The organism is Flavobacterium sp., from assembly GCF_044377315.1.
Lineage (GTDB): Bacteria > Bacteroidota > Bacteroidia > Flavobacteriales > Flavobacteriaceae > Flavobacterium.
The window spans coordinates 38,296-49,855 of the sequence record NZ_JBILJG010000007.1 but is presented as its reverse complement, the minus strand read 5'-3'; the positions used below and the strand labels follow the sequence as shown (position 1 = coordinate 49,855).

10 protein-coding genes are annotated in these 11,560 nt (G+C 31.7%); 7 read left to right on the top strand and 3 right to left on the bottom strand.

What is annotated here, in order from left to right; translation table 11 throughout:
- Window positions 1-53 precede the first annotated feature (53 nt).
- The 5 genes from mnmG (at window position 54) to ACIQ66_RS03610 (ending at window position 6,482) form a co-directional block, all read left to right on the top strand.
- On the top strand, window positions 54-1,922 hold the full coding sequence (mnmG, locus tag ACIQ66_RS03630; RefSeq protein WP_396211445.1) for a tRNA uridine-5-carboxymethylaminomethyl(34) synthesis enzyme MnmG: 1,869 nt from the start codon (window positions 54-56) through the stop codon (window positions 1,920-1,922).
- A 137-nt stretch (window positions 1,923-2,059) separates the two neighbouring features.
- Window positions 2,060-2,905: a class I SAM-dependent methyltransferase gene (locus tag ACIQ66_RS03625; RefSeq protein ID WP_396211444.1), complete on the top strand. Its 846-nt coding sequence runs from the start codon at window positions 2,060-2,062 to the stop codon at window positions 2,903-2,905.
- Between the two features lie 217 nt (window positions 2,906-3,122).
- Entirely contained in the window at window positions 3,123-3,707 is a 585-nt protein-coding gene (locus tag ACIQ66_RS03620; RefSeq protein WP_396211443.1) for an OmpH family outer membrane protein, read from the top strand.
- A gap of 107 nt (window positions 3,708-3,814) precedes the next feature.
- Complete coding sequence (locus ACIQ66_RS03615; RefSeq protein WP_396211442.1) at window positions 3,815-6,073, top strand: helix-turn-helix domain-containing protein; 2,259 nt, start codon at window positions 3,815-3,817, stop codon at window positions 6,071-6,073.
- Window positions 6,074-6,170: 97 nt separating this feature from the next.
- Window positions 6,171-6,482 (top strand): GIY-YIG nuclease family protein, encoded by a 312-nt coding sequence (locus ACIQ66_RS03610; RefSeq protein ID WP_396211441.1) that lies wholly within the window; start codon window positions 6,171-6,173, stop codon window positions 6,480-6,482.
- A 114-nt stretch (window positions 6,483-6,596) separates the two neighbouring features.
- Here the strand turns inward: ACIQ66_RS03610 and ACIQ66_RS03605 are convergent, their stop codons facing one another.
- The 3 genes from ACIQ66_RS03605 to ACIQ66_RS03595 all read right to left on the bottom strand — a co-directional run bounded on the left by ACIQ66_RS03605 (window position 6,597) and on the right by ACIQ66_RS03595 (window position 8,433).
- Window positions 6,597-6,770, bottom strand: a complete 174-nt coding sequence (locus ACIQ66_RS03605) for a hypothetical protein (protein WP_396211440.1) — start codon at window positions 6,768-6,770, stop codon at window positions 6,597-6,599.
- Between the two features lie 126 nt (window positions 6,771-6,896).
- Window positions 6,897-7,280 carry a DoxX family protein gene (locus tag ACIQ66_RS03600; protein WP_396211439.1) on the bottom strand — a complete coding sequence of 128 codons (384 nt, stop codon included), beginning with the start codon at window positions 7,278-7,280 and terminating at the stop codon, window positions 6,897-6,899.
- Between the two features lie 4 nt (window positions 7,281-7,284).
- The gene (locus ACIQ66_RS03595) at window positions 7,285-8,433 is read right to left on the bottom strand and encodes an ATP-binding protein (RefSeq protein ID WP_396211438.1); all 1,149 of its coding nucleotides are present in this window, start codon (window positions 8,431-8,433) and stop codon (window positions 7,285-7,287) included.
- A gap of 106 nt (window positions 8,434-8,539) precedes the next feature.
- Between ACIQ66_RS03595 and ACIQ66_RS03590 the strand changes: the two genes are divergently transcribed.
- Together ACIQ66_RS03590 and ACIQ66_RS03585 are read left to right on the top strand one after the other, a co-directional pair.
- On the top strand, window positions 8,540-10,216 hold the full coding sequence (locus ACIQ66_RS03590) for a hypothetical protein (RefSeq protein ID WP_396211437.1): 1,677 nt from the start codon (window positions 8,540-8,542) through the stop codon (window positions 10,214-10,216).
- A 123-nt stretch (window positions 10,217-10,339) separates the two neighbouring features.
- Window positions 10,340-11,527: a phosphoglycerate kinase gene (locus ACIQ66_RS03585; RefSeq protein ID WP_396211436.1), complete on the top strand. Its 1,188-nt coding sequence runs from the start codon at window positions 10,340-10,342 to the stop codon at window positions 11,525-11,527.
- Window positions 11,528-11,560: the final 33 nt, after the last annotated feature.

Sequence of the window (11,560 nt, the reverse complement as noted above, 5' to 3'; positions counted from 1 at the left end):
CGCATTTAGAATAGGATTGTTCTTATTTCTAAATTCTAAATTCTAAATTCTAAATGTTTAACACATACGATGTAATAGTAGTAGGAGCAGGCCATGCTGGTTGTGAAGCAGCGGCAGCAGCAGCTAATTTAGGTTGTTCAACTTTGTTGGTCACAATGAGTTTGCAAAACATTGCACAAATGTCCTGTAATCCAGCGATGGGCGGAATAGCCAAAGGACAAATTGTGCGAGAAATTGATGCTCTTGGTGGTTATTCAGGAATTATTTCTGATAAAACAGCTATCCAATTCAAGATGCTCAATAAGTCTAAAGGTCCAGCAATGTGGTCGCCTAGAGTACAATCTGACAGAATGCGTTTTGCTGAAGAATGGCGTTTGATGTTGGAAAAAACACCTAATCTCGATTTTTACCAAGAAATGGTTTCTGGTTTACTAATTAATAATGGTAAAGTCGAAGGGATTAAAACGTCACTCGGAATTGAAATTAAAGCAAAAACAGTTGTTTTAACTAATGGAACTTTCTTAAATGGATTAATTCATATTGGCGAAAAACAATTTGGAGGAGGTCGTGCTGGAGAAAGTGCTGCTTATGGTATCACAGAAGATTTAGTCAAAGCAGGATTTGAGTCGGGCAGGATGAAAACAGGAACACCGCCAAGAGTTGATGGACGTTCGCTAGATTATTCTAAAATGAATGAAGAACCTGGAGACATTCGTCCAGATAAGTTTTCTTATTCTGATGAAACCAAACCTTTGACACATCAAAAATCATGTCACATGACATACACATCGTTAGAAGTTCACAATATTCTTCGTGAAGGTTTTGATCGTTCTCCTATGTTTAATGGAAGAATAAAAAGTCTTGGACCAAGATACTGCCCGTCTATTGAAGATAAAATCAATCGTTTTGCTGACAAAGAAAGGCATCAATTATTTGTTGAACCTGAAGGCTGGAATACATGTGAAGTTTATGTTAATGGCTTTTCAACATCGCTTCCAGAAGACATTCAGTTTAAAGCATTAAGTTCAGTAGCCGGATTTGAAAAAGTAAAATTCTTTAGACCAGGTTACGCAATCGAATATGATTATTTTCCACCAACACAACTAAAACATACTTTAGAAACTAAGTTGGTTGAAGGTCTGTATTTCGCCGGACAAATAAATGGAACGACAGGATATGAAGAAGCCGCTTCTCAAGGAATGATGGCGGGAGTTAATGCGGCTTTAAAGGTTAAAGAACAAGAACCATTAATATTAAAACGTGACGAAGCTTATATAGGCGTTTTAATTGATGATTTGATTACCAAAGGAACAGAAGAGCCTTATAGAATGTTTACTTCTAGAGCAGAATTCAGAACTTTATTACGCCAAGATAATGCCGATGCTCGTTTAACGCCTAAGTCGTTCAAAATTGGTTTAGCATCTGAAAAGAGAATGCGTCGTATGGAAGAGAAGTTTTCTAAAAGTGATGCAATGGTTGCTTTTTTCAAAGAAACTAGCGTTACTATAGAAGAAGCTAATCCGATTCTTGAAGCAAAAGGAAGCACGCCCATGAATCAATCTGATAAAATGTTCAAAGTCTTTTCAAGGCCACAAATAGAGTTAGATGATTTTATTAAATTTGAAAAAGTACAAGAATATATCAGTACTAATGATTTAGATAAAGAAATAATTGAACAAGCTGAAATTCAAGTGAAATATTCTGGCTATATTGAAAAGGAAAGAAATAACGCTGATAAATTAACAAGATTAGAAGATGTTAAAATCCCAGAAAACTTCGATTATAACAAAATCAAATCTATGTCGATAGAAGCGAAACAAAAATTATCAACCATTAGACCTGTAACCATTTCACAAGCGTCAAGAATAAGCGGGGTTTCACCAAGCGACATTTCTGTATTATTAATTTATATGGGAAGATAATATGAGTTAGTAGCCTCAGTTTTCAATATTCAGATGAAAACATTCCGTCTACGTTCCACGTGAAACAATATTTAAAAACAATTAAATTAAAAGGTGTTCAGCCCTAACCGTGACTGAAAACTGAAAACCAAATAAAAATGAATAATGCAAATTCCAAACCTTTTTTAATAGTAAAAGACTATTCAGTTTCTGGAGAAACTTTCGAGTTGCTTCACGATGCCGATTTGGATATGTTGATTACACATCCGCAACCTTCTTTAGAAAAATTGCCAAGCTATTACGAAAGCAAGGATTATATTTCTCACACCGACGGAAACAAATCGCTTTTTGAAAAATTATATCAATTTGTAAAAAGTATTGCTTTAAAAAATAAATTGAAGTTAATTAATGAGCAATCGCCAAAAGGAAGAATTTTAGATATTGGAGCAGGTGTTGGCGATTTTTTATCCGTTTGTAAAAATGATGGTTGGCAAACTGTCGGAATTGAACCTAGCGAAAAAGCAAAAGCAATTGCTATTCAAAAAGGTGTTTCATTTGTAAATGATTTAGCTTCATTAGAAAATAATTCTTTCGACATAATTACCATGTGGCACGTTTTAGAACACGTTCCAAATCTCGAAGAATATATTTCAGAATTGAAACGATTAATAAAAGCTAACGGAACTATAATTATTGCTGTTCCTAATTTCAATTCTTTTGACGCAAATTATTATGGTAAATTTTGGGCAGCTTACGATGTACCAATCCATTTTTGGCATTTTTCAAAAACAGCTATTGCAAAATTATTTGCACCTCAAAAATTAAAATTGCAAAAAGTGCTTCCAATGAAATTTGACAGTTTTTATGTGAGCTTACTTTCTGAAAAATATAAAAATGGAAAAATGAATTACCTAAAAGCTTTTTGGATAGGATGGAAGTCCAATCGATACGGAAAACGTAATTCGGAGTATTCTTCACACATTTATATTCTAAAAAAAGAATAAAAAGCTAAATAAAACTAAATTTTAAACGATTTTAGGTTAAAACATCGCTTTTGTTGGCGCTTTTATAAAATCCTTTTAAATCGCTTTATATGAATTCACTTTCGATAAGATTTTAAAATCGATTAAATAAAAGCTATAACATTTTTTTATAGTTAACCAAAACAACTTTTTTTACTACTTTTGAACAAAATCATTTTATATAATTAAAAAATCACTTATGAAAAAAGCAATAGTAATTTTGGCATTAACGGCAACCATTTTTTCTTGTCAAAAAGCACCTGAAGCAAAAGAATATAAAACAGCTTATGTTGACACGATGGAATTGTTGAAAAATTATGACGAAGCTAAAGATATTGAAACTAAATATAAAGAAAAAGCTAAAATAATGGGAACCGATTTGCAAACCGAAATTGCAAAATTCCAACAAGAAGCTCAAAATTTTGAAGCAAATGCTCAAAAAAACGGACAGGCTTGGGCCCAGAAAAAAGGAGCCGAATTGCAACAAAAAGAACAACAATTAACCTATGCGCAACAAGCAATTCAAAGACAACTAGAAGAAGAAAGCGGTAAAGAAATGGATTCTTTAAAGTCAAATTTGAAGAAATTTATTAAAGAGTATGGCAAGAAAAACGGTTACACTTACATATATGGAACAGGTGAAGTAGCAACTGTTTTATACGCAGAAGACAAGCTTGATATCACTAAAGAAATGATTAAGTTGATAAACGAAAATTATAAAAACAAACCAAAAACTACTGAAAAAGAAGCCGTTAAAGCTGATTCTATAGAAGTTACAAAATAAAAAAAGTAAATTATTTTTACATAAAACCTTCACTTATTTAGTTGAAGGTTTTTTTATTTTTACACTTTAATTTAAATTTATATCTTTGACTTTTAAATATATAAGCCATGGAATTTATATCAGCCGAAGCAAAATACGTTTTGCAATTTATCAACCAAACCAATCGTTCTATTTTTCTAACCGGCAAAGCAGGAACTGGAAAAACTACACTTCTTAAAGAAATTATCCAAACCACATACAAAAATTGTGTCGTTGTTGCGCCAACAGGAATTGCAGCATTAAATGCTGGCGGCGTAACGATTCACTCAATGTTTCAATTGCCTTTTGGTGGTTTTATCCCAGATAATTCTTCGCCACAATTTAACGAAAGTTCTAAGTTTGAAAGTCGAGCAACGCTTCGTAGACATTTCAAAATGAGTAGTTTAAAACGTTCGGTTATACGAAACATGGAATTGCTTATTGTAGATGAAGTGAGTATGTTGCGCTCCGATTTGTTAGACGCAATGGACTTTATGTTGCAATCGGTTCGTAAAAACAACCACGCTTTTGGTGGTGTTCAAGTCCTTTTTATTGGTGATTTATTGCAACTTCCACCTGTAATTCGCGATGAAGAATGGCGAACATTGCGAAATTATTATAGAGGAAAATTCTTTTTTCATTCGCATGTTATCGAGCAAAATCCACCGCTATATATTGAATTATCTAAGATTTTCCGTCAAACCGATGAACGATTTATTTCGGTTTTGAATAATCTTCGAAATAATACAATTACTCAAAATGATATTCAAATTTTAAATGAGTTTGTAAAACCAAATTTTGATTTAAAAACCAACAAAGGTTATATAACATTAACAACGCATAATTCAAAAGCGGATGCTATAAATATTCAGTCACTACTTGATTTAGAAGGCGAATCAAAGGTTTATAAAGCCGAAATTACAGACGATTTTCCAGATAAAATATATCCAATTGAAGAATATTTGGAATTGAAAGTAGGAGCACAAATTATGTTTATAAAAAACGATTTGTCTTTCGAAAAAAAATTCTTCAACGGCAAAATGGGTTTTATTAAATCCATTTCTGAAAAAGAAATTTTAGTCCATTTTCCAGATGAAAACCGAACCATTGAAGTCGAAAAGTATGAATGGCAGAATATTAGGTATTATTTAAATGAAAATACCAAAGAAATTGAAGAAGAAGTTTTAGGAACTTTTGTGCATTATCCCATCAAATTGGCTTGGGCGATAACCGTTCATAAAAGTCAAGGATTAACGTTTGATAAAGCTGCGCTAGATGTTTCGCAAGTTTTTTTACCAGGACAAGCCTATGTTGCCTTGTCGCGTTTACGTTCGTTAAATGGTTTAATTTTACTTTCTCCGTTGCGAATGAATGGCATTTCTAACGATCAAGATGTGATGGAATACGCCAATAACAAAGCTACCGAAGAAGTCTTAGAAAACACCTTACAGCAAGACACCAAAAATTTTATTCATAACTATTTGATAAACAGTTTTGATTGGTCAGATTTGGCGCAAGAATGGCGAAACCATCAGTTTAGTTACAACGAAAAACCGGATGCATCAGAAAAATCAAAGCATGCTATTTGGGCAAAAAAATGTACCGAAGAAATTGATAAACTAATCGAACCTTCCAAAAAATTTATTTTACAATTGAATAAACTTTTTTCGCAAGACATTGACTTGAAGTATATTAATGAAAGAATTCAAGCGGCATTTAATTACTTTTTACAACCAATGGATAATTTGGTTTATGAGCTTTTATGGAAACTTGAAGAAGTCAAACGTATTAAAAAAGTAAAAACCTATTACGAAGAATTGTTGGTCTTAGAAGAACTTCAAATTAAAGCAGTTTTACGCTTGATGAAAGCCAAATTATTGATAGAAACAATAGTAAACGGCGAAACAATTTCTAAAGAAAAACTAACTTCAGATGAAATTAAATATTACAGAATCAATAAGTTAAAAGTAATTTCAGAAGAATTCAAAAAAGTAAATGTAACGCTTATAGAAGATGAAGTTGATTTAGATCGATACGAGAAAAAGAAAAAGACCAAAGAACCCAAAAAATCAACCTATAAAATCACACACGAATTATGGCTTGAAAATAAGTCGATTGAAGAAATTGCTATACTTAGAAAATTTTCTACTGAGACCATTTATGGTCATTTTACAAAACTTATTCAAGAAAAAACAATTTCTATTGATGCAATTTTGCCAGAAAGTGATTTAATAAATTTAGCAGCACTTTTTGAAGGCTACAATAATGAATCTTTAACGGAATTAAAAGAAAAATGTGGCGAAAAATACTCTTGGAGTACACTACGAATGTATAAAGCGAGTTTATGAGATTCCTCCGGAATGACAAACGTTGTGGTTAAAAATTCTTTATGAGTCTAGTTTGTCATGCTGGAAGCATCTCAAAACGTAATTAAAATTTCGAGAAATGATTGAATATACAGAAGGCATTTATAACTTTTATGTTTACATTTTAACAAATAAACACAAAACGGTTTTGTACACGGGTGTAACTAATGATTTAAAAAGAAGATTAATCGAACACAAAGAAAAATTAAATTCAAATAGTTTTACCGCTAAGTATAATGTTGAATTTTTAGTTTATTATGAGCATTTTGGATGGATTCAACTTGCAATAGCTCGAGAAAAAGAAATTAAAGATTTAAAAAGAGACAAAAAAGAAGCCTTAATAAAAGAATTTAATCCAGAAATGGAGTTTTTGAATAGTAGGTTTGTATAGTTTTTTGAGATTCCTCCGGAATGACAAACGTTGTGGTTAAAAATTCTTTATGAGTCTAGTTTGTCATGCTGGAAGCATCTCAAAGTAATGATTTTTCAGACCAAATGACAGGTTTCATTTTCTTGAAATTTTTGCATTTGCTTCACTAGTAGAATAGCCAATTTCACCAACATCAGAAGCCATCATAATTTCGTCCAAATGTACTTTATATTCCTGTACAGATAATGGTTTTCCTGATCTTGTATAAGCATAAACATCATTATCCAATAACTCTTCAATTTGTGACAACAATTTTGAGTTTCAAATATTCTGTGAACTATATTTTACGTTGGGTTTCTACACTCATAACGTTTTGAATTTGATTATAAAAATGATAATTATTTATGTAAAAAACAAAAACTTGTTTAGATGAAATCAACTCAACCAAAAAACAGCCAAAACAGCAGGAATAAAGTATATGGCGATATTTCTTGCGCCGTCATAATCTTTCGCTAGTCGTTGCCCAAAAAGCATTAGTAACAATGAAATACAGGAGAAAATTGCGCCATAAAAACCAAAAGTTCTTGAGGAATAAAACAACAACTGAAATATTCCCGCAACGCATAAGATTCCCGCAATTAACTCAACAACCAATAACAAAAATACACTTTGTGGAACAAAATTCTTGAGATAAGTTTTTTCAAAATGTGGTTTTAGCCAACTCATGTTATCGTTCCAATGAAAAACTTTGTCATGTGCTGACATTATAAATGTTATCGCCAAAAAAATCAAAACCAATATAGAAGCAGTATTGTTCATAGCATTATTTTTTATGAATTAAACGAGTTAATTTTATGGATAAATCGGTCAAGATAATCTTCGCATTTCCATTTCTTTCAATATGATACATCGCATCTGAAAGTTCTTTGAAAATGTCTTGAATATTGTTTCCATTAACAAAAGGCGCAAAATTTTCAAGTTTGAATTTATCAACTTTGGGTTCTAAATAAACCAATTTTGGCGTTTCGTAATTTAGTAACAACGCTTGTCTAAACATATTAATGCAAAAATCTAGGAATTTTTTCTGTGTTTCTCTACCTAAACCTGCAATTTGGTCGCTCCAATTAATTAAATCCTGAATAGCAGCTGCGTTTCCTTTTGCTCTAAAAGCAGCACGAACCCATTCAACAAACCATTTTTCAAAATGAGAATCTTCGCCATCATCACTAAGTAATTGCAAGGCTTTATTGAAATTTCCTTGTGCCTGATGTGCAATTTTAGTTGCCGTTTTTGGGTCGATATTGTATTTGATAATCAATCCTTCTTCAATTACTTTTTCTGGCAAAGCATTAAAATGAACTACTTGACAACGCGAACGGATGGTTTGAATAATGTCTTCTTCATTTTCTGAAATTAGAATAAAAACCGTTTTATCGGTTGGTTCTTCAAGTAATTTTAATAATTTGTTAGAAGCGGCAATATTCAGCTTTTCGGCCATCCAAATAATCATTATTTTATAACCGCCTTCATAAGATTTTAAGGCTAATGATTTCAAAATTTCTTGTGCATCATCAACCCTAATTTCACCTTGTTTGTTTTTTACATCCAATAACTGATACCAATCAAACAAACTTCCGTATGGATTTTCCTTTAGAAACTGTCTGAAATCGATAATAAAATCTATACTTTTTGGTTTTGATTTTACATCTTCAGTTGTAACGGTTGGAAATATAAAATGCAAGTCAGGATGCGAGTAATTCTCAAATTTCAAGTTACAAGCTTCATTTCCATTAGAATTTTCATTGTCTGAATTTTGACATAAAATATACTGCGAATAAGCTATTGCCATTGGTAATGTTCCACAACCTTCCGGACCAATAAACAGTTGTGCATGAGGAATTCTTCCTTGTGAAGCACTTTTTAGTAAGTGATTCTTATTGTAGTCGTGTCCTAATATTTCTGAAAATAGCATATAGCAAAGTTAATATAATAATTGAAATGACACCTAAATCATAATTAAAAATCTATTTTAAAATAAATCAATATTGTAGTATATAGATTATAAAATTGATAAAACAATGTATTTCATCGATTATTTTGTGTTTTTTAGCGATGATTTGATTTTGATATGTACTTTAGCAATTCCAAAACTAATTATTGATTTTATAAAAACTACTACTATGAAAACTAATTCTATAAACCCAGTTCAAGCTTTACTATCTTTAGTATTATTTTCTTCTTTTTCATTTGCTCAAACAGGCATTCCTTTTAAAATGAGATACCAATCTACTATAAAAGGCGACATGACTATTATTGCAAATGGTATAACCAATAGAGTTGATGCTAATGGAAGTGCCTTAACACCCTATAATAAAATTAAAAACGCATTGTTGAATGATGAACTTGAAATGAGTTATATCGACATTGATTCTGATGAAACAACTTTTTCTTCTAGTTCTGCAACTTTACAATTAGAAAATTCGCAAAACAAAAAAGTAGTTTATGCAGGTTTATATTGGTCTGCAACTTACAAGTTTAATCCAGGAGTTATAAAAGAAGAAGGAAAATTTGTAGCAATACCAAATAAAAGAGATGCAATCAAAAAAGTAAAAATAAAATTGCCAAATCAAGAAGAATACACGGATGTATTGGGCGAAATTATTTTTGATGGAAACAATTCTAAAGACTACAACCAAAACACACCTTATGCAGTTTATGCAGATGTAACTAGTTTAATGTCAAGTTTGGTTAATCCAAATGGTTCTTATACGGTTGCAAATGTAAGAGCAACTAACGGAATAATAGAGGGCGGAGTTGCTTCTGGATGGACATTATTTGTTGTGTATGAAGATGATCAAATGCCAGAAAAATTTGTGGCAAGTTATGATGGTTTTGCTAACATAAATGAAAATAATGCAAGCATAAAAGTTACTGGATTTAAAGCACTTCAACAAGGAAATGTTTCTGCAAAAGTTGCCTGTGCAGCTCTTGAAGGTGATGCAAATCTTAAAAATGATCAATTGTTATTTGCTGGAACTTCTTCAACGGGGTTGGTTGCTTTAGGAAACAAAACTAGAAGCGAAACAAATTTTTTTAATAGTTCAATCTCTAATGAAAATGGAGAAATGTCAAATAGAGTTCCAAATAGCAAAAACACACTAGGGTATGATTCATTTGTAATGGATATTCCTAATGCTGACAATGTAAATCTTGATAATAATGCAAGTGAAGTTACACTAAAATTTAACTCAACAGGAGACAGAACATATGTGTTTTTTACAGCTTTTAATGTGCAAGTTAGTGATTCAAATACAATGGTTGTTTGTGTTGAGCCTACACAAACAAATGATGTTAAAAATGAAACTGTTGCCGATGCTTATCAAACAAGCACGACGATTACAACAGTAACAGATAAACATGAAGTTACTTCTATTGATAAAAATGTTCAAATTCAAGCGCGAAGCATACCAAATCAAAAAAACGGTTATTATATAGTAGCTAATGTTTTTTCTGATCCTTATTTTGCAGAAGAATACATCAAAACATTGAAATCTCAAGGTTTTGAAGCAGATTGTTTTGTAAATCCAGAAAATAGTTTTAGATATGTTTATATTACCAAATCTGCCAATGAGCAAGATGCAGTTAGTCAATATTTGGCTTTAGCAGAAACAAAACAACAAGTTAAAACATGGGTTTTATCAGTAAACAACGAAGAAAGTTTTACTTCAAACTCGATGTTGGCATCAGAAGAATAGTTAGTTGGGATTTTTTATAAAAAGTCAGGTTTGAAAGTAGCTCTTTTAAACTTGGCTTTTGTCTTTTATTTAAAAAAACAAATTAGTTACCTTTGCGATTAACTACTTTAAAATATATTTATAATGAAAACCATTTCCGACTTCAATTTCAATTCCAAAAAAGCTTTAATTCGTGTAGATTTTAATGTTCCACTAGATGAAAATTTCAACGTTACTGACACTTCGAGAATTGTTGCTGCCAAACCAACAATAGACAAGATTTTAGCTGATGGCGGAAGCGTGATATTGATGTCACATTTAGGAAGACCTAAAGGGAAAGAAGATAAATATTCACTAAAACATATTTTAAAAACGGTTTCGGAAGTAATAGGAGTTGATGTAAAATTTGCCTCTGATTGTATTGGAGAAGTGGCTGAAACAGCGGCTAAAAATCTTCAACCTAAAGAAGTTTTAGTTTTAGAAAATCTAAGATATTATACCGAAGAAGAAGCAGGCAATGTTGATTTTGCTAAAAAACTAGCTTCACTTGGCGATATTTATGTAAATGACGCGTTCGGAACGGCACATCGTGCGCATGCTTCAACAGCTATTATTGCTCAATTTTTTCCTAACAGCAAATGTTTTGGATTGTTGATGGAAAAAGAAATTACAAGTTTAAATAAAGTTTTAAAAGATTCAGAAAAACCAGTAACAGCCGTTCTTGGCGGAAGCAAAGTTTCGACTAAAATAACCATTATTGAAAACATTTTAGACAAAGTTGACCATATGATTATTGGTGGCGGAATGACTTTTACATTCATAAAAGCGCTAGGAGGAAACGTTGGTGATTCTATTTGTGAGTTGGATAAGTTAGATTTAGCATTAGAAATTTTAAATAAAGCAAAACAAAAACACGTCCATATTCATATTCCAGTTGATGTTGTTGCTGCTAATTCTTTTTCTAATGATGCAAAAACTCAGATTGTAGATGTAAGCCATATTCCAGATGGATGGCAAGGATTAGATGCCGGTCCAAAATCTTTAGAAAATTTTAAAGAAGTGATTATGAATTCAAAAACTATTCTTTGGAATGGTCCATTAGGTGTTTTTGAAATGGAAAATTTTGCAAATGGAACAATCACTTTAGGCAAATATATTGCCGAGTCAACTGCAAACGGAGCTTTTTCTCTAGTTGGCGGCGGCGATTCGGTTTCGGCAGTAAAACAATTCGGGCTCGAAGACAAAGTTAGCTATGTTTCTACAGGTGGCGGCGCAATGCTCGAAATGCTTGAAGGAAGAATTTTGCCTGGAATCGCAGCAATTTTGGATTAATTTTTATAGCGAACAATTTTTAAGAAAAAATTA

What these genes read in the sequence shown, in the direction of transcription:
- ACIQ66_RS03595 (WP_396211438.1), bottom strand. Translation starts at nt 8,433, where the DNA reads ATGCTATTTTCAGAAATATTAGGACACGACTACAATAAGAATCACTTA.
- ACIQ66_RS03610 (WP_396211441.1), top strand. Translation starts at nt 6,171, where the DNA reads ATGATTGAATATACAGAAGGCATTTATAACTTTTATGTTTACATTTTA.
- ACIQ66_RS03590 (WP_396211437.1), top strand. Translation starts at nt 8,540, where the DNA reads ATGTATTTCATCGATTATTTTGTGTTTTTTAGCGATGATTTGATTTTG.
- ACIQ66_RS03585 (WP_396211436.1), top strand. Translation starts at nt 10,340, where the DNA reads ATGAAAACCATTTCCGACTTCAATTTCAATTCCAAAAAAGCTTTAATT.
- mnmG (WP_396211445.1), top strand. Translation starts at nt 54, where the DNA reads ATGTTTAACACATACGATGTAATAGTAGTAGGAGCAGGCCATGCTGGT.
- ACIQ66_RS03600 (WP_396211439.1), bottom strand. Translation starts at nt 7,280, where the DNA reads ATGAACAATACTGCTTCTATATTGGTTTTGATTTTTTTGGCGATAACA.
- ACIQ66_RS03625 (WP_396211444.1), top strand. Translation starts at nt 2,060, where the DNA reads ATGAATAATGCAAATTCCAAACCTTTTTTAATAGTAAAAGACTATTCA.
- ACIQ66_RS03620 (WP_396211443.1), top strand. Translation starts at nt 3,123, where the DNA reads ATGAAAAAAGCAATAGTAATTTTGGCATTAACGGCAACCATTTTTTCT.
- ACIQ66_RS03615 (WP_396211442.1), top strand. Translation starts at nt 3,815, where the DNA reads ATGGAATTTATATCAGCCGAAGCAAAATACGTTTTGCAATTTATCAAC.